The sequence below is a fragment of the Streptomyces sp. NPDC047042 genome, from assembly GCF_040644035.1.
Taxonomy (GTDB): Bacteria; Actinomycetota; Actinomycetes; order Streptomycetales; family Streptomycetaceae; genus Streptomyces.
Map to the genome: position 1 here is coordinate 23,627 of NZ_JBEYVP010000067.1, position 18,583 is coordinate 42,209.

At 68.6% G+C, this 18,583-nt stretch carries 12 protein-coding genes and 2 pseudogenes; 6 read left to right on the forward strand and 8 right to left on the reverse strand.

What is annotated here, in order from left to right:
• Nucleotides 1–189 precede the first annotated feature (189 nt).
• The 3 genes from ABZ855_RS45585 to ABZ855_RS45595 all read right to left on the reverse strand — a co-directional run bounded on the left by ABZ855_RS45585 (nt 190) and on the right by ABZ855_RS45595 (nt 2,442).
• The gene (locus ABZ855_RS45585) at nt 190–633 is read right to left on the reverse strand and encodes a nuclear transport factor 2 family protein (protein ID WP_360819059.1); all 444 of its coding nucleotides are present in this window, start codon (nt 631–633) and stop codon (nt 190–192) included.
• A 373-nt stretch (nt 634–1,006) separates the two neighbouring features.
• Nucleotides 1,007–1,450, reverse strand: coding sequence for a MaoC/PaaZ C-terminal domain-containing protein (locus ABZ855_RS45590; RefSeq protein ID WP_360819062.1), 444 nt, complete (start codon nt 1,448–1,450; stop codon nt 1,007–1,009).
• Nucleotides 1,450–2,442, reverse strand: coding sequence for an NADPH:quinone oxidoreductase family protein (locus tag ABZ855_RS45595; protein WP_360819065.1), 993 nt, complete (start codon nt 2,440–2,442; stop codon nt 1,450–1,452). Before ABZ855_RS45595 ends, ABZ855_RS45590 begins: the two co-directional genes overlap by 1 nt.
• 326 nt (nt 2,443–2,768) lie before the next feature.
• Between ABZ855_RS45595 and ABZ855_RS45600 the strand changes: the two genes are divergently transcribed.
• From ABZ855_RS45600 to ABZ855_RS45615, 4 genes and pseudogenes are all read left to right on the forward strand, one after another.
• On the forward strand, nt 2,769–3,416 hold the full coding sequence (locus ABZ855_RS45600; RefSeq protein ID WP_360819068.1) for a MaoC/PaaZ C-terminal domain-containing protein: 648 nt from the start codon (nt 2,769–2,771) through the stop codon (nt 3,414–3,416).
• Nucleotides 3,417–3,489: 73 nt separating this feature from the next.
• Nucleotides 3,490–3,903, forward strand: a complete 414-nt coding sequence (locus tag ABZ855_RS45605; protein WP_360819071.1) for a thioesterase family protein — start codon at nt 3,490–3,492, stop codon at nt 3,901–3,903.
• A 343-nt stretch (nt 3,904–4,246) separates the two neighbouring features.
• The gene (locus ABZ855_RS45610) at nt 4,247–5,098 is read left to right on the forward strand and encodes a polysaccharide deacetylase (protein WP_360819074.1); all 852 of its coding nucleotides are present in this window, start codon (nt 4,247–4,249) and stop codon (nt 5,096–5,098) included.
• A 208-nt stretch (nt 5,099–5,306) separates the two neighbouring features.
• A pseudogene (locus tag ABZ855_RS45615) lies at nt 5,307–6,414 on the forward strand (carboxylesterase family protein).
• A 237-nt stretch (nt 6,415–6,651) separates the two neighbouring features.
• Here ABZ855_RS45615 and ABZ855_RS45620 read toward each other — a convergent pair.
• The 4 genes from ABZ855_RS45620 to ABZ855_RS45635 form a co-directional block, all read right to left on the reverse strand.
• Nucleotides 6,652–7,554, reverse strand: coding sequence for a nitrilase-related carbon-nitrogen hydrolase (locus tag ABZ855_RS45620; protein ID WP_360819078.1), 903 nt, complete (start codon nt 7,552–7,554; stop codon nt 6,652–6,654).
• A gap of 418 nt (nt 7,555–7,972) precedes the next feature.
• Nucleotides 7,973–10,870 carry an FAD-binding and (Fe-S)-binding domain-containing protein gene (locus tag ABZ855_RS45625; protein ID WP_360819081.1) on the reverse strand — a complete coding sequence of 966 codons (2,898 nt, stop codon included), beginning with the start codon at nt 10,868–10,870 and terminating at the stop codon, nt 7,973–7,975.
• 212 nt (nt 10,871–11,082) lie between these two features.
• The gene (locus tag ABZ855_RS45630; RefSeq protein WP_360819084.1) at nt 11,083–11,886 is read right to left on the reverse strand and encodes a TIGR03084 family metal-binding protein; all 804 of its coding nucleotides are present in this window, start codon (nt 11,884–11,886) and stop codon (nt 11,083–11,085) included.
• A gap of 170 nt (nt 11,887–12,056) precedes the next feature.
• Nucleotides 12,057–14,171: a SpoIIE family protein phosphatase gene (locus tag ABZ855_RS45635; RefSeq protein ID WP_360819087.1), complete on the reverse strand. Its 2,115-nt coding sequence runs from the start codon at nt 14,169–14,171 to the stop codon at nt 12,057–12,059.
• A 457-nt stretch (nt 14,172–14,628) separates the two neighbouring features.
• On the opposite strand from ABZ855_RS45635, the gene ABZ855_RS45640 reads away from it, so the two are divergent.
• Both ABZ855_RS45640 and ABZ855_RS45645 read left to right on the forward strand, forming a co-directional pair.
• A complete protein-coding gene (locus tag ABZ855_RS45640; RefSeq protein ID WP_360819090.1) occupies nt 14,629–15,681 on the forward strand; it encodes a nitronate monooxygenase in 1,053 nt (350 codons plus the stop codon).
• Nucleotides 15,682–15,812: 131 nt separating this feature from the next.
• Nucleotides 15,813–17,345 (forward strand): class I adenylate-forming enzyme family protein, encoded by a 1,533-nt coding sequence (locus ABZ855_RS45645; RefSeq protein WP_360819093.1) that lies wholly within the window; start codon nt 15,813–15,815, stop codon nt 17,343–17,345.
• A 1,024-nt stretch (nt 17,346–18,369) separates the two neighbouring features.
• Here the strand turns inward: ABZ855_RS45645 and ABZ855_RS45650 are convergent.
• A pseudogene (locus tag ABZ855_RS45650) lies at nt 18,370–18,583 on the reverse strand (pentapeptide repeat-containing protein); the annotation flags it as partial.

The following is an 18,583-nucleotide window of genomic DNA, read 5'->3' on the forward strand; positions in this document are numbered from 1 at the left end:
AAGGCCGGTGGGGTCGCCCCGCTCAGGAGAGTGCTGCGGCCGTCCCCCGGCCGGGGCTGAGGGGATGGCGACCATCCTTGCGTTAGCCGGACCTCCAGTACCGGCCCTCATGCCACGGCACCTATGGTCCTGTCATCCGGCCGGAGCCCGACCCCTTCCGCACACCTGTCGCGCAGGCGCTCCCTCAGGTCAGGACGCGACCGCCTCTGTCGCGGTCTGAGTAAACGCCCAGTGGGAGTGCAGGATGCGCCACTCACCGTCGATCAGCCGGTAGGCCTCTGTGGCGTTCCATGCACGGAGCTGCCGCTCTTTGCCGTTGTCGTCGAGCACGTACGTGTCGAGGTTGTAGGCCAGGACCGCGAAATCACCACTGTCGTTGACGTTCACCACGGGGTTGCGGTACTCGTTCCGCACGATGTGCGGGTTCGAGTAGAGCGACTCGATGTGAGCGATGACCGTGTCACGACCCACGATCAGTTCCTTCAGAACACGATCGAAGCAACTGATCTCCTCGGCGTAGTTGTCGAGGTACCCCCGGTTGGCGCCGACGCTCCACCTCTCGTTGAAGGACTTCTCCAGCTCAAGAACGGCCTCGCCGATCGCTTCCTGACGCTCATTCCGTTTTCCCTTCATGGATGCTGTGGCCGGCCGCATCGGCGCCGCGCATGTGGGCACTCCTGGTGCTGAGCGGCGCCGACGGACCGGCTGTGCGGGCCTCACCGGCCACTATTTCCCGAGGATGGGTATTTCGGTTCGTACGAGACGGACAAGGGGTGGTCAGCAGGGGACAGTGGGAAGTGGGCAGGCCCAGGCGTCAGTCCTCCTCGCGGGCGCGCCTGCCCTGCTGCACGGCCGACAGATCACCCGAACCGGATTGAGCTGCACTTTCTGCCGCCGTACTCGCCGTCGCGCTAAACGCCGAGATGGTCATGTTTTGCCGAGGGCCCAACTGCGCTCGCAGGCCAAGGAATTGGGCCGGGGAACGCTCGGCGGGAAAGCCGCAGGCTCACGGGCGCGCCGCGATCAGCGGACTGATGCACCCCGTCTGGACGACGGTTCCCTTCTGGTTCGAGATGCGGAATCGGCGCCCGAGCACGCCAGCCGTGCCGCTGCTCGTTCTGCGCGTCGATACGATCTCGATGTCACATGTGATGCTGTCGCCGGCGAATACGGGCGCCTGGAACTTCCAGTCCTCGACGGCCAGGAGCGCGATCGAGGTGCCTTCGAAGACACTGAGTGTCGACGCGAGGCCCATCGCTGCCGAGATGCCGAGCATCCCGTGGGCGATCGTCGTGCCGAACCGGCTCTGCTTCGCGAACTCCTTGTCGGTGTGCGCTGGGTTGGTGTCCCAGGTCAGGTTGGCGAAGGAGATGATGTCGGACTCGGTGATCGTGCGTCCTTGGGTGCGAAAGACGTCACCGACCTGGAAGTCTTCCAGGTAGTAGCCCATCAGGCGGCTCCGCACATTACGACGACCCGACCGCGCCGGGTCCCCTCGATCAGGTCACGTAGAGCGTCGGGAGCCTGGGCGAGGGTGCAGGTGGCGGACGGTAGGGACCGCAGGCTGCCGTCCTGGAAGAGGGGATCCAGCCGGTGAGCGATCTCGAGGCCGTAGGACGGATCGTTCTCGGTGACGAACTCACGCCACGCGGCTCCTGCGACCGTGATGTTGCGAAGGAGGAGACGGTTGAACGCCACCTCCGGGATCTCGCCCGAGGCGAATCCGACCGAGATGAGTCGTCCCTCTGGTGCGAGCAGCCGAAGGTTCTCCCTGGTCTGTGCACCGCCGACAGGGTCGATGATCACATCGCCGCCGGTTCGACCGACGGCTGCGCGTACGCGTTCGGGCCAGTCGTCCGCGCGGCTGATCCATGTGTGGCGTCCGCCGGTCGGGGGCCAGTTGGCGGGCGGGCCGTCTCCCCGGCCGACGGAGACCACTTCGGCCCCCAGCGCCAGGGCCAGTTGTGCTGCGGCGTTTCCCAGTCCGCCGCAGGCGCCGTGCACGATCACCCGTTCACCACGTTGCAATCGCGCTCTGCGGACAAGGGCGAAGTAGGCGGTATGGAAGTTGACGATGCTCGCTGCCGCGGCGGTGGGCTCCAGACCCGCCGGTGCGGGGTAGACCCACGCTTCAGGCACCGCCACCACTTCCGCACACCCGCCGTACGCGCCCGTCAGGGCGACGACTGCCTGACCTTCGGACCACGACGAGTCGTCCGGTGCCGATCGCACCGTGCCGTACACCTCCATACCGGGGACGAACGGAAGGTGGGGCTTGAGCTGGTACAGCCCTCGTGCGACGAGAGCGTCAGGGAAACCGAGGGCGGCCGCCGTCACGTCCACGAGGACTGGGCGACTTGGTGAGGGAGCTGGGATCATGCGCTCGGCCACGGTGATGGCGGCGTGATCGTCGAAGGCTCCCACCATCAGTGCTCTGATCATTGCCTTCACCTTTCAGGGGTGTGGTCGACATCCGGACGACCTGCGGCTTCACTCTCGGGGGCTGGACCCGTGCCGAACATGGTCGACGAAACGCTACAGAGGACGGGTCCGTTATTAGGTACGAACGTATCATTTTACGTACCCAACCCACGTCGAGGGTCGGAGTGGCGGGGGAGGAGCGCACCCGCACGCCTGGCTAGAAGGCCGAAGTCGTCAGGGCCCTGCGAGCCGGGATCGATCTCAACAGTGCGGCCGACGCCCTCCGCCCCGTCGTCGACCGGAGGTTGGCTGACTCGCGCGCGGGTGCTGCCCGGCCCCTGCCTCAGATGTCGGCCGCCGTCGTGCGTGCCGGTGGTCCTCCTCCGCCGGACCCTTCGGAAATGTTCAGTCAGGCTCAAGGAACTTTGGTAATCGGGCCGATGGTCCTGTCTGTCGGTGGCGGCCAGACTCGCTCGGGAACGCCGTTGGCGGCGATGGACCACGAACGAAAGCTGGTGGCGATGAGCCTGTTGAAAGCGACAGCCGGCGCGACGGGGCTTTACTTTGACGACTTCTCCCTGGGCCAGACCTGGGTGACGCCGGCCCGCACGATCACCGAGGCGGACCTGGTGGCGTTCTCCGGGATCTCCGGCGACTTCAACCCGCTGCACACCGATGAGGAGTTCTCGAAGAAGACCCAGTTCGGTGGGCGCATCTTCCAGGGCCCCGGAGTGTTCGCCGTGGCGACCGGCCTGGAATCCCGTCTGGGCATCAAGGACGGCACCGCGATCGCGTTCCTCGGTATGAACTGGAACCTCAGGGCGCCGGTGCGGATCGGCGACACTATCAGGGTCCACCAGCAGGTCGCCGAGCTGCGGCCGTCTTCGTCCAAGCCGGACCGCGGTGTGGTCATCTTCGATGTGCAGGTGGTCAACCAGCGGGACGAGGTGTGCCAGGACGGACAGTGGGTCGTCATGTTCCAGAGGCAGCAGTGACCGACACGCCGACGACAGGCGAGGGCCACCGCCAGTGCCTGGCCGGGAAGCCGCGCGCCGTGGGGAGCGCGTCGTGACCTTCGTCCACACACACCGCGTCCGTTACCACGAGACGGACGCCCAGTCGTACCTCTTCAACAGCCGCTACCTGGAGATCGCCGACGTCGCCATGACGGAGTTCTTCCGCCATCTGGGCTTCAGTTACGGCGACCTCAACGCCAAGGGCGTGGATCCGTCGGTGGTGAGCGTTCAGCTCTCGTTCCAGGCGCCGGCGTTCTTCGACGATGTCCTCGACTTCCATGTGACATGCCCGCGGGTCGGCCGAACCAGCTTCGCGCTCGAGCACACCGTCATGAGGGACGGCACACAGCTGGCGAAAATCCTCATTGCTTACGTGAACGTCGATGCCGCACAGGCGGCGGCACGGCCCCTCCCAGCGGCGATCGCCGACGTCCTCTCCCGCGACGTGGCCTCAGCCGATTCGTGAGAGGACGCAAGGACGTGGGTGATCTTCGGCATGGCTCCCATGGGCTCGCCGACCAGGCGCCGACTAACGTGAAGGTGCGGCTGGAACGTCATACGACCGGCACCACCTTGTGGCGCGGAAGGGAGGCCGACATGGAGGGTGTGCGGGCTCTTGACGCGACGGGCCGCCACGTCGGCTCCCCTTGGCTGAAGCGTGGCCGAAGGCCTGTCGCACCGGCCCGGAGCAGAACCTCGACCGGTGCGGACCGGAGTGACGCGAACACGACGGTCCCGGGCTGCATGTCCGCGTCCGGCGCGCCCGGGCGCACCGTCCGGATCCGACACAACCTCTTGGGGGAGTTCCCGTGCCATTGACCCTGCCTCCCGGAAAACGCCTGGCCGTGTCGATCGGTGCCGACTTCGACGCACACAGCGTTTGGATGGGCACCTTCAAGTCGGCCTCGCAGAGCCACCTCTCGCGCGGCGAGTTCGGCGCTCTCGTCGGCGTTCCCCGGCTCCTTGACCTCTTCGCCGCTCACGGCATCCGCACTACTTGGTGCACGCCCACGCACACCATCCAGACGTTCCGTGCCCAGTGCGACCTGATCCTCGAGCACGGCCACGAGATCGCCGCCCACGGCGTCTACCACGAACAGATCACCCGGCTGGAGCCGGCCGAGGAACGCCGTCTGCTGGAACTGCAGGTCAAGCAGCACGAACAGCTCCTCGGCGCCAGGCCACGCGGCTACCGTTCCCCGGCCTGGGACATCACCGACCAGACGCTCGACCTCCTGGAGGAGTACGGCTTCGACTGGGACTCGTCACTGATGGGCCGCGACTTCGAGCCCTACCACCCACGCGTGGTCACCACGCTCGACCACGAGAACGGCAACACCTTCGGCCCGCCCAGCCGCCTGCTGGAGATCCCCGTTTCCTGGTACCTCGACGACTTCCCTCCGCTGGAGAATCTCCCGCGTAGCGTCGGCATGCAGTCGACGGACGTGGTGCTCCAGCGGTGGACCGACCAGTTCACCTTCGCCTACGAGCGCTGCCCCGGCGGCGTCTTCGCCCTGACCGTGCATCCCCAGACGATCGCGCGGGCGCACCATTTCATGATGCTCGAGAAGTTCCTCGAAAACGTCGCCGGACGGGACGAGGTCTGGTTCGCGCCTCTTTCGGACATAGCAGACTGCTGGTCCGACCCGGCCGCTGTCTGATCCCGCCCCGCGCAACACGCGTGTGCTGGGGGACGGACACCGCGCACCGCGTCGAAGACCCAGTCACCGGTGACGTGTGCCAGACCTGTCGCACCTGCCCGACGCGCCCGACCTGACGGCCGTCCGCGGCCCCTGCTGGCTGCCTGGCGACGACTACCTGAACCTCAAGGTCTGGACGCCCGACCCCGGCGCCGCCGGCCTGCAGGTCATGGTCTTCGTCCGCGGCGGCTCCTTCACCGGCGGGACCGGCGCGGCCCCCGGTTTCCTGCACCTGCCCGACGCCCCCGACAACTGCTGCCCGCGCGATCAACTGGCTCGCTGTCGTTTACGGGGGCACGTCACGGCCTTCGGTGGCGACCCGGACAACGTCACGGTGTTCGGCGAGTCCGCCGGCACTGAGCGTGGGCGCGCTGCTGGCTGCCGCGCCCGCGGAGCTGCTCCGCCGGGCGGTCAGCCAGAGCGGCGGCGCCTCGCACGCGTTGAGCCGGAGTCAGGCGCGGCTCGTCACCGCCGCACTCGCCGACCGACTCGGCGTGCCCGGCACCGCGGCGGGCCTCGCCGGAATCCCAGACGAGAAGCTCGTCGCCGCCCTGGCAGGGTTGGCGGCCGCCCCCCGGGACCTGGCGGTCGACGGGCTGCGCGATCCGATGATGGGCATGAGCAAGGTCGGCCCCGTCGTCGACGGCGACCTGCTGCGCGCCCAGCCGGTGGACGCCGTCGCCGCGGGTGCGGCGGCCGGTGTCGACCTCCTGGTCGGCAGCAACAGCGACGAGATGAACCTGTACCTGGTGATGATGCCTGCCGCGCCGGTGACCGATGACGCCCTGGCGCGCCACGGTGGCGGCGCTGCACCCCGACCCGGAGCGGCTCGTCGCCGCGTACCGGGAGGCCGGGCGCGGCGCCGGCCCCGGCGAACTGCTCTCGGCGATCGGCACCGACTAGGTTCGCCGTCCCCACTGCACGTCGCCGCGCACGCCGCGGTGTCCGGCGGCCGCACCTGGCGGTACGAGTTCACCTGGCGCTCGCCCGTCGCGGACGGCTGCCTCGGCGCCTGCCACGGGCTGGAGCTGCCCTTCGTGTTCGACGCCGTAGGCCGCGGCGACTACGGCGCGTTCGGCGTCTGTGAGGAGGACGAGGCGGTTCGCGCGCTCGCCCAGGACGCGCAGGCCGCGTGGGTCTCGTTCGGGCGCGACGGCTACCCCCGCTGGCTCTGCTACACGCCGGGGAGCCCGACCGTTCAGTACGTCGGCCCGGAGTGGCGGACCACGCGGCGGGCCGACGGCCCCGAGCGGAGCCTGTGGGAAGGGGTCCGTTGAGCGAGGCGCACCCGCACCCGGCGGCCGGACCGTGGACGAACTACGTTTCTGCGCCTCGCAGTTGTCCGCATCGTTTATCCGCGACAACGGCGGGGTCACGGGTGGCGAAGCCGTCCGCCGGGAAGGGGGTCACGAATGGACGCACCGCGCCGCGAGATGGACGCAGACCTGTACGCCGTCGCCGAACTCTACGGGCCGTATCAGTACGCACGTCGCCGCGCGCGCAGCTCCTCGTCGTCAGGCTCGCATCTCCGCCGCCAACTTGGCGTAGAGGTCGGGGCGCTGGAACTTGAGGCCCGGCGCTTCGGGGTTGGCGCGCGAGGCCATCAGCAGGTCGTGGTCCAGCTCTACGACGAGCATCTCGTCGCCCTCGGTCGAGCGCGTGATGCCCATGATTCCGTCGTTGCGTCCCACCGTCTTGTCGACGGGGCCGGTGACAAGAGCCTGACCAACGGCATACATGGGCGCGTCCGTCGGCAGGCCGTTGTTGCCGACGAGAGGGGAGTGGACCACGTACAGCTGATTCTCGATCGCCCGGGCCTCACAGCCGGTGCGCACCCGGTGGACACCCCGCCGGTTCCAGGTCAGCGACGGGCAAAGGATCATGTCGACGCCCTGGTGCGCCAGATAACGGCTTAGTTCGGGGAACTGGATGTCGGCGCAGACGAGCACGCCGACCGTGAAGGGACCGACCCGGGTGACGAGCAGCCCGTCACCGCCACGGGCGCCGAGGTCGTGCTCCTGCGGAGTGAGGTGCAGCTTGTCCTGAGTCTCGACGCGTCCGTCCGGGTGCACGACGTACGCGGTGTTGCGGAGGGTTCCGTCCTCGGCGAGACGGTTGTGGCTGCCGCCCACGAGCACGATGTCGTACCGGGACGCCAGCTGTCGCAAGCCCTCGATCAGGGGTTCCAGCAGAGGCGGAAGCTCGTTCCAGTAGTCGGAGCTGATCGTCGCTGTCGTCACGACATGGCCGTCGATGCCGGCCAGGAGGCCGGTGCTGGCGAGTTCGGGGAAGAGAATGAGTTCGGCCCCCTGCTCGGCAGCCTGCCGGACGCTGTCCTCGACGTGTGTGAGGAATCCTTCGAGGCTGCGCTCGGCCCGCAGTTGGAACTGCGTCGTGGCCACCTTGAGTGTCGACATGGTCAAGGACTCCTCAGTTTTATCGGCATGGACGCCACCGTTTGGTGGGCCGCCCGTTCGTTGGGCGTTCTGGGGGCTGGTCGACCGTCAGGAACGCGTGGGCAGGGCGGCGAAGGGTTCGGCTGGGCAAGACCTCGCGCTCGTCGGACAGGGAGCGCTTACCTGCTGGACGTTGGTCATCCCGTCGCCGGGCTCGATGGCGGCGGCTCAGGCGGATGCCGTCTGTCGACCCTTCTGTTGGAGCCACGCTAGGCGGCTTGCTGTCCGAGGAGCCAGTAGGAGCATCACGAGAGCCAGGGCCTCCCGCTGTGAGAATTCCCGGCGCAGGGGCCGAAGGCGCCGAGGGCAGGACCATCGGACAGCTGAGACGTGGAGAACCCGCCCACCGACAAGTGAACGCCGGCCGGCGACGGACCCGTCAGTCATTCGCGCCCCGAACGTCTCGCTCCGCTGCCGGATCGATGAGTTCGGCGATGTGCAGACCCCGTCTGCCGGGGGCGAGTTGCTTCACCTGTATGGTGCAGCTGAAGCCGTCCGCGAGGACGGGGACGCCCGGACCGGTGCTCGCGAGGGCGGGTGCCAGGGCCTGCTGTGCGACCTTCATCGAGATGTCGTAGTGCTCGGCCTCGAAACCGAAGTTCCCGGCGACGCCGCAGCATCCTGTGGCCTCGACGACGTCGTCCACCCCGAGTGCCGCGAGTGCCTTGCGCTGGACGGCGGCGCCGAAGGTCGAGTATTCGTGGCAGTGCGTCTGCACGGTCACCGAGGAGGGCACCGCCGGTGGATCCCACCCGCCGTCGGCCCATTCCTTGACCGCTTCCGCGAAACTGCGGATCCGAGAGGACACCCGCTGGGCGGCCTCTGTGCCCAGGAGCTCGGGTGCTTCCTTCTTGAGCGCTGCCGCGCAGCTCGGTTCGATGACGACGATAGGAGTGTCCGTGCCGTCGTCGAGTTTCGTGACGGTACGCGAAAGAGTCTTCCTGGCGGTGTCGAGCTGGCCCGTCGAGATCCAGGTCAGCCCGCAACATGCGTCGGTCTCACATGTCACCTGTCGGCCCGTGTCGGCGGCGACCCGCGCGGCGGCACCAGCCACCTCGGGCCGGAAGCCCTTCGTGAAGGAGTCCACGAACAGGACCACGTCGGCAGGTCCCGAACCGTTCAAGGGCGCGAGCTGCTCGCGGAGCATCCGGCGTGACGCGAAGCGAGGCAGGGCCCGTTCCGTCGTCAAGCCCCCGAGCCTGGCGACGGCTTTGCTCAGTGGGGTGGCGAGGACCGCGTTGACCAGCGGGCTGATGTACGCCGTGAGCTTGAGCCATCGCGGCAGCCAGCCCAGCGAGAAGTGCGACATGGGCCGTCTGCGCGCCTCGTAATAGTGCGAGAAGAACTCGGCCTTGTAGGTCGCCATGTCAACGCCCGCGGGGCAGTCGTGTGAGCAGGCCTTGCATGCCAGGCAGAGGTCGAGAGCCGCGCGGACGTCCTCCGACTGCCACCCCTCGTCGATGCTCCGCGACCCCCGGACCATGTCCTGGAGCACCCGGGACCGGCCGCGGGTGGAGTCCTTCTCGTCGCCTGTCGCTCTGAAGCTCGGGCACATCACGCCACCGGAGTCGGAACGGCACCGTCCGACGCCGATGCACGCCTGCACGGCGTGGACCCACGGATCCGTCCTCGCGTCGTGTGCCTCGACGGGGCTGAGGGCGAAGTGGGTGCGCCACTCGCGGTCGGGGATTCCGGCGAGTGCCAGGTTCGCGTCGATCGGGTCCGGTTCCGTGATCGACCCTGGATTGAGCAGCCCTGATCCGTCCCAGTACCGGCGGTAGGCCTCGAAGGCGGCGATCACCGGAGGGGTGTACATGACCGGGAGGAACTCGGACCTGGCCCGCCCGTCGCCGTGTTCTCCGGAGAGCGAGCCTCCGTGCCGGACGACCAGTGCGGCGGCCGCCGCGGTGAACTCCCGGTACACCTTCCTGCCTGCTTCGGTTCGGAGGTCGTAGGTGATGCGGATGTGCATGCATCCGGCCCCGAAGTGCCCGTACATGATGCCCGTCAGTCCGTGCTCGTCCAGCAGCACCCGGAAGTCGGCCAGGTAGTCGGCGAGGCTGCCGGGGGGTACGGCGGAGTCCTCCCATCCCGGCCAGGACTCCCCACCGCTCGCCGGCCGCGAGGACAGTCCGGCGCCGTCCTCGCGGACACGCCACAGGGTCGCCCGCTCGGCGGGGTGGGGAACAGCGCGGCCGTCCACGAGGCGCCCGTCGGCCTTCAATCGCTCCAGCAGCCTGGCTGCATCAGCGCTGACCTCTTCGGGCTGCTCCCCGTCCAGGTCGACGTAGAGGAACGCCTTGCCTTCCGGCAGGCCGAGCACGGAGTCCGCGCCGCGGCGCAGCCGCATCGTGTCCACGATGGCCTGGTCGATGCCTTCGACGGCGGCAGGTCCGAACTCGAGGATGGTGGGGATGTCCCGCGCGGCGTCGACTACATCGGCATAGCCCAGGCACACGAGAAGCGGGTTCGAGGCCTTCGGGACGAGCTTCATCCGCGCCCGCACCACGACGGCGCAGGTCCCCTCGGAGCCGACGAGGGCGCGGGCGACGTTGAAGCCCTTCTCGGGCAGAAGGTGCGAGAGGTGGTAGCCCGACACCTGCCGTTGGATCCGGCCCAGTTCGGTTCGCAACGGCCCGAGGTTGGCCTGGGCGAGCCCCTTGAGCTTTTCGCCGAGGGTGGAGGCTCTGGCGACCGAGTGTGCGTCCCCGGGATCGGTGGCGCGCACTCCGCCGGCGAAGGCCGTGAGCCGTGCGCCGTCGGACGTCACGACATCCAGCTCGACCACGTGATCCGACGTCCGCCCGTATCGCACCGAGTGATTTCCGCACGCGTCGTTCCCGACCGCGCCTCCGACAGTGGCCCGGGTCTTCGAGGACGGGTCGGGAGCGAAGGTCAGCACCCCGCCCGTGACGTGCTCTGCCTCACGGCTGAGCACGGAGAGTACGACGCCGGGATCGACATCGGCGACACCGGCGGCGTCGTCGATCGTGTGGATCCGATTCATGTGGCGGGAGAAGTCCAGGACTATGCCGGGGCCGATCGCATTGCCGGCCATCGACGTACCCCCGCCCCGGCTGACCACGGGCGTACCGGTTACGGCGCAGGCCTCCACGACAGCGACGACATCGTCGACGCTGCTTGGGAACACGACGGCAACCGGCGGCACGCGGTAGTTGGACGCGTCGTAGGAGTACGCGGCACGCCGGAGCAAGGACGTCTCCACGGGTATGCCGACGGCCTTGATCCTTGAAATGACCTCCAGAGGGACAGTCACGTCGGAGCCCCTCCTTCCTGTCCGGGGCGCGGTGGACGCCAGCGGTGGAGCGACCGGACACAGAGGACGGCCACTCGCAGGAACGCTACCGAGGCGGGCGTCACCGTCCGTCCAGAATGATTGCCAGCCGGATCAAAGATTTCTGTGAGATCCACAAAGGTCTCTGCGCAGCGGGTGCATCCAGCCGCGGGCCGGGGCTCACCGGAGAGCCGTCATCCCGTTGTGGCGGGGCGTCCGGGCGCCGGCGGACCCGCGAAGCACTGCGCGATCTCGAGCCACTGCCGCGCGACGTCTCCGTGCGCCACCAGCGAGGTGTCGCGGTGGTTTCTCCGCTGGGTGACGACCAGCGCGAACTCGAGCGCGTCTCCGCTGATGGCAGCATCGGTTCGGGTGTCGGCCCCCCCCCGGGACCAGGCCACCCCGCTCGGCAGGCGCAGCTCCAGTCGCGGCACCGCATCCGGGACAGGGAGACCGCGGTGGGCGAAGCTGAAACCGAAGGTGGCGAACCCGAGATGGCACACATGCCGAACCCGGTCGGTGGCCTCCGGCGTGATGTCCAGACCGTCCGCGATGTCCTGGCCGTGTGCCCAGTACTCCATGACTCGTGCGGTCGTCAGAGTCGCGGGGCTCATCGGCGGACCGAACCACGGAACCTTCTGGCCACGCTGTGACAGCCGCAAGGCGGTGATCAAGCCCGTGAACTGCTCGGCCCAGTCCGCTCGCAGGGCGCCCACGGACAGCGCGCGGCGCACTGTGATGTGGGCATCGAGGAGAGAAGCGAGCCCTTCATCGGTGAGCGGGCGCGCGCGTTCGAACTCGTTGGGGTGGGCCAGGGCATCGGCAGCCAGCCGGTCGCAGCCCGCGAGATGCGCGACGCCGGCGCCGACGTCCCAGCCCTCAGCCGGGGTGGCGGCGCGCAGGTCGGTTCCGGGAACAACGAGCGCCCGCAGGGAGTCGTACTCCGCGACCAGGTCGTCCAGCAGCTCACCGGGCACCCCACCGACGGTTTCTGGCATGTCCCTCTCCTCGTTCCTGATCGCCCGGTACACGACGCGGACCAGGCCAGGGGCAGCCCGCACCGCTCAAGGAGCCGGAGCCGACCCCGCCGCTACGTTAGTTAATGGTCGTTAACAAACGCCAGGTGTGGGGAGTCACAGACCTGACAGACGTCGGCCTGCGGTCGAGGTCACACGGTCAGCGGGATCTCCGCCCATATGGTCTTGCCGGCGGGGGTCGGGCGGCTGCCCCAGCGCTGCGTGAGCTGCGCGACGATCAGCAGGCCTCGTCCCCCCTCGTCGAAGGTCCTCGCACGTCGAAGGTGAGGGGCGGTGCTGCCGGCGTCACTCACTTCGCAGATGAGTTCGGTGCCGCGGATCAGCCGGAGGAGCACCGGCTGGCGACCGTACCGTAGGGCGTTGGTGACCAGCTCACTGACGACCAGTTCAGCAACGAACTCCAGGTCCTGCAGATGCCAGTCCTTCAGTGTTCCGATCGCCCATTTGCGTGCCTGGGCGACTGTGGCGGGCTCGGGGCCCGGTTGCCACTCGGCCACTTGGTCGCTGCCGAGGGCCTTTGTGCGGGCGAGTAGCACGGCGGCGTCGTCGGTGCGGCGTTCGGGGAGCAGCCGCCGCACCAGCATGTCGCAAGCGGCCTGCAGGCCGCGCGTCGGCGCGGAGAGGACCTCGTGGAACACCGTGCGCTCGGCTTCGGTGTCATGCTCCGTCCCCTCCAGCAGGCCGTCGGTGTAGAACGCGAGCACGCTCCCCTCCGGGAGCTCGAACTCCGCTACTTCAAACGGCAGTCCGCCCAGACCCAGTGGTGGTCCGGCCGGCACGTCCAGAAAGCTCGCCGTGCCGTCCGGGGTCATCAGGACGGGAAGGGGATGGCCGGCGCGAGCCATCGAGCAGCGGCCCGACACCGGGTCGTACACCGCGTACAGGCAGGTGGCACCCACCTCCGCCAGGCCTGACTCAGGGGCGGCGGCTTTCCCCTCCGCCGCGTCCCGGTCCAGGCGCAACACGAGATCGTCGAGTTGGGTCAGCAGCTCGTCCGGGGGCATGTCCACATCTGCGAGAGTGCGCACGGCGGTACAGAGCCGCCCCATGGTCGCCGAGGCCTGGATGCCGTGCCCGACGACATCGCCCACCACGAGTGCCACTCTCATCCCGGACAGCGGAATCACGTCGAACCAGTCGCCTCCGATGCCGACGTCCGGCTCGGCGGGCAGATAACGAGAGGCGACCTCGATGGCGCTCGCGACCTGGCGGGGGGCGCGCTCCGGTAGCAGAGTGCGTTGCAGGGTCAGAGCGGTGGCGCGCTCGCGGGCGTAGCGGCGGGCGTTGTCGAAGCACACTGCGGCTCGGCTCGCCAGCTCCTCGGCCAGGAGGAGATCCTCCTCGTCGAACGGTTCCCGGGTGCGGTGGCGGCTCAGGTTCGTCACACCGAGGGTCAGGCCCCGGGCCCGCAGCGGCACGCTGAGAATCGAGTGGATCCCGTACTTCTGTATCGAGGCTGCCCGTGCGGGGTTGCCGGCCGCCCATTGCTCGAGGTTTTCCGCGTCCACGTGGCTGATCAAGGGACGGCCGGCGGCCAGTGCTTGTCCCGTCGGTGACCGAACGTGGTAGGTGAGCGGTGCCCCGACGTTCACCACGGATTCGGGACAGCCCGGCAGCACCGAGCCCTGGGCGACCCGTCGGAAGACGAGCAGCTCGCCGTCGCGGCTTCGCCGGGCCTCCTCACCGATGAGCACGCGGTCCAGGACCTCGACCACAACGAAGTCGGCGAAGTGCTCGATGACCACCTGTGCCAGTTCCTCGGCGGTACGGGTGAGGTCGAGCGTGGTGCCGATCCGCTCGCTCGCCTCGTTCAGGACGCTCAGCCGACGGCGCGCCCGCTGCCGTTCGGCCGGGTCGGCGGCGGTCGTGGGGGCGCCCATTCGCCGGCCTGCCGCGTCCCAGCGCGGCTCGGGCTCCACGACGGCGATCCAGACGAACTGGCCGGAGCGGTCCTGCAAGGGGCGCGTATGCAAAAGGACCGGCGCTGTGCTGCCGTCCCGTTGCCGAAGGACGGCCTCGCCGGTCCAATCCGCGCCCTGCTCCCAACATCGGACAAGTGCCTCGGGGACGGGCTCGGCGAACAGGTCCCAGATGCGGTGCCCCACGATGTCCGCCGGCTCGAAGCCCAGCAGGCCACGACTGCCGGGATCCCATGCGTCCAGCTCGCCGGAAGCCGCCACCACAGCGACAGCGCAAGTGTCTCCTGACGCCGGCATGGCGAAACGGAGCAGTTCCGTGGGTTTCATGGCGACTCACCGTCCGGGACGCCACCTCGTCCCACCACCAGGTACGCGCGGGGCATGACGCCGTACACATCCCAGCATGCCCCCCGCCCGCAGCATTCGCACAGGGGGACGGGACCACGAAGAACCGCCAGCCGCTGAGGCCGTCCGTCTCGGTCGAATCGTTCATCATCGCGAGGACGAGTGCGGGGTCACACCGTCGGAGACGTTCGTCGGACCCGGCTGTACGGTTTCTGGAAGGGCGGTGGATATCCCAAAGGCTGCGTCAGCGCCTCGTGAGGATTCCACTACTGGCGCGGCGAAGAGTTGCTTAGAGTCCGCAGCCAGGGACGAAGGCCGAGCTGACCTCGCCTGAATCACCGCACTTGCGGGGCGTGGACGTGAGAGATATCGAGCTCCGGGACTTCCCCGCCCCGCCGCCCGCCGAATGTGCCTCCGCACGACGTGAAGGGTTTGATCCGTGATCAGAACCGCATTGACCGATGTCGTCGGCATCTCCCACCCCATCTGCTCTGCTGGGATGGCACGCGTGGCCCAGGCGGATCTGGTGGTGGCCGTGAGCAACGCCGGCGGCATGGGCTGCCTGGGTGGCGTGAGCTACATGCCGGACGCGCTGCGTGCCGAGATCGAGAAGATCAAGAAGGGAACGGACAAGCCCTTCGCCGTCAACCTTCTGCTGCCGGGGTCGCTGACGACCGAGGACGAGCAGCAGTGGGCTCCCGTGCGGGATCTGTGGCAGTCACTCAGTACCGAGGAGCGCACGAAGCTCGCGGGAGTGGAGTCCCTGCTGACGTCGGGTGCCGTGGCTGATCAGGTGGAGATCGTCCTGGACGCCGCGCCGGCCGCGGTGGTGCTGACGTTCGCGACGCCGGACTGGTTCATCCGGGAGTGCAAGGAGCGGGGCATCAAGGTATTCGCCCTGGTCGGGTCGGTGGGCAAGGCCAGGGAGGCGAGCGCCGCCGGGGTCGACTTCATCGTCGCGCAGGGCTTCGAAGCGGGCGGCCACACCGGGTACACGTCGACGCTGACGCTCGTACCCGCCGTGATCGACGAGGTCGAGCAGCCCGTCCTGGCGGCGGGCGGCATCGCGGACGGCCGGGGCCTGGCCGCGGCACTCACGCTCGGCGCCGCCGGAGTGTGGGTGGGAACCCGCTTCATCGCGAGCCCGGAAGCGTACGGGCACGACGCCTTCAAGCAGCGGGTGATCGACGGCAGGTTCCAGGACACGACGATCACTTACTCCTACAGTGGCAAGCGGATGCGCGCCTTCGCCAACGACTGGACGAGCGCGTGGGAGACCTCCGGCGAGCAGACTGCCGGCTTCCCTGGCCAGTACGCCGTCGCGGGTACCCGCGTCGAGACGGGCTACCAGGACGGCGACCTGGAGTTCGGCATGATGCCGGCCGGCCAGACCGTGCAGTTGGTACACGAGATCACGCCGGCCGCCCGGATCGTCGAGGAGATGGCCGCGCAGGCCGAACGGATCCTGCGGCAAGTCACTCCACGAGACTGAGTACGACGCGAGCTGGCGCGGCCGGGCCGGACCAGCGAACCACGAACGCGGCAGCGACCGCGTCCTCACGGCACCGGGCACCGGGCACAAGCGACACCGGGCACGAACGCCGCAACCGGGAAGGACCCCCGATGACACGCACACAGGAGTACACGGATTACCTGGCGGCCTTCCAGCCAGTCGCAGCACTGTACGCGGAGCGCCCGGCGATCGTCGACGGTGACTTGACGGTGACGTTCGGCGAACTGTGGTCCATGGTGGAGCAACGCGCCGAGAGCCTGCGGAGCGCGGGTCTGGAACGCGGCGACCGGGTCGCCCTCGTCGCGGAGAACTCGGCGTACTACCTGGCGTCGGCGCTCGCGGTATGGCGTGCCGGGGGAGTGCTGGTGACGGTGTACCCGTCGGCGGGAGCGTCCGATCTGCAGTACTCGGTGGAGCTCGGCGACCCCGCGCTCATCCTCACCGACGGCCGGGTCGACCTGTCCGTGCTCGACGAGCAGGGTCCGGCCGCCCCGACGGCGTCGATCGTCGACTTCGACGTCACACAGGTGCGGCGCGACGCGGAACCGACCCCCGCGCCGGTCGCCGACAAACTGGCGATGATCTGCTTCTCGTCAGGGACGACAAGCCGCCCCAAGGCGATCATGGTCACGCCGCACACCATCCACAACTGTGCCGAGACGTATGCCGAGGTGTGGCACCTCGGTCCCGCTGATGTGACGGCCGTAGCGCTGCCGATGGCCTGGATGTACGGACTGGTCAGTACCTCCCTGTCCACACTGCTGCGCGGAGGGACGGTGGTCGTGCTGCGGCGCGCGCGTCCCGAGCTGATCGCCGAGGCCGTCATGACGCACGGCGTCACCTTCCTCCCGGGCGTCACCACCATGTTCGTCAAGCTCGTCGAGTACATGGCCTCGGACACGGACCGCATATGGTTTCCGACGCTGCGGCTGTGCATAGCGGGTGGCGAGCCGCGCAACGAGACGGTCTTCGAGCGGTGGCGCGCCGTGACCGGCTGCGCGGTACTGGACGCATACTGTGCCTCCGAGTGTCTCCCGCTGGTCACCTACGACCCCCTGCGGGACCCGGTCCCCCTGCCGGGCTCGGCCGGCAAACTTGTGCCGCGCGCCCTGCTGCGTGTCGTCGACGCCGACGGCCATGACGTGGCACCGGGCGAGGTCGGGGAGGCACTGTCGAGCGGTCCCGGCGTGATGCTCGGCTACTGGCGCGACGAGGAGCAGACCAGGGCCGCGCTGACCGAGGACGGCTGGTACCGCACCCAAGACCTCGTCCGGGTCGACGAGGACGGCTATGTCCACGTCGTGGGGCGACTCTCCGACCTGATCATCCGCGGGGGCACCAACATCTCGCCGGCCGAGGTCGAACGTGTGCTGCGCGAGCACCCGGGGATCGGCGACGTCGCCGTGGTCGGACTTCCCGACGCGGTGTACGGCCAGGAAGTCGTCGCCGCGATCGTCCCCGGGCCCGGTGGCACCGTGAACGACGCGGAGCTCTCCTCGTTCGCCCGGGAACGACTGGCGCCCTACAAGGTGCCCACCAGCTTCGTGACGATCGACGCCCTGCCCGTCAGCGAGACGACCGGCAAGGTCAGCCGCAAGCACGTCGCCGCGTCGCTGCTCGCCGAACGGGCCCACCAGCGCTGACCACCGCTCTCCAGCTGGATTTTGCTGTCTGACCTGGTCTTTCGCCGGGTAGCGGGAGTGTAGCGGGACTTCGGTCGTGCGGGGGCGGTCTCACGCAGACCGCCCCTCGATCGTGCGACAACGCCGCAGGTAGTGACAGCGGCGGGCGACTGCTTGACGTCGGCGGCGCCAGTTCGACCAGCTCAGCGCGTGGTGTCGTCCGCGGTGTCCGCTCAGTTACGGGGGGCGGGCGCGACAAGCTGCCAGGAGTCGACGAACCTCCGCCACTGTGAGCCCGACGGTCCCGACTGTCGCATCTGTTCCGCCCCCTTTTCCCAGGGCTGGTGTGCCGTATCGGACAGGAAGGCGTGCGCGAGCATGGCCAAGGTGATGCCGATACCAGCCCATGTAGCGGCGGACTTCGTACTGATCCAGGCCGCATTCGTTCTTCGCGTCCTGGAAGAACTCCTGGATCGCCCAACGTGTGCCGGCGACCCGCACCAGCTCCTGGACGGTGACTTGAAGCGGTGCATAGGCGATCTCGTCGGGCCTGTTGATGCTGCGCCGGGCAGTGCCCATCGGATTCGATGGGGACCCCGCCCTGATAGTCGAACTCGGCGACGGCCGGCAGCCGCACTGCTGCCCAGTGGTAGACGCGGGGCCCCTTCGCGCAGCTGCCGCATGAGAATTTCTCCCACGCCTCGTCCGGTGCCTGCGCGAACAGCCCCTCGGTCCGTGAACAGCCGACGCTGAACTGCGACTTGGGCACAGCCAGGACGTAGCCGACATCGGCCTCCTCCAGCATGCGGCGCAACCGCTATGCCTGGCCGTAGGCGCAGTCCGCGGTCACCCAGGTGTCGGCGTGCACCCGAATGTGCACAGGCAGGTACAGCCGGACGTGCACAGTCTTCGCGTCTCTTTCGGTTGGTGAAAACGGCACCGGGGCCCGGGGCTCGGGGTGTGTCAGAGCAGGGGCCGCCGGTGCAGCGTTCCGTTTGTCCAAGCCTGGTAGTGCTGTGCGGGCCGGTGAGCCAGGTCGTGAGTGTCAGCGTTTAATGCGGCTGCGGACAGCGAGGACGGCGAGCGCGAGCAGAGTGGGTTCGAGGAGGCGGGAGGCCATCTCGATGTAGGTGCCAGAGGTGGTGAGGTTCTGTCCGGAGGAGTGGAAGACCACGGAGTTGACCACGACACGGGTGGCTTTCTCCGCGCGGTCGGCGGTCAGGCGCTGGTGCCAGGTGCCTGACAAGTGCGGGTCGGGA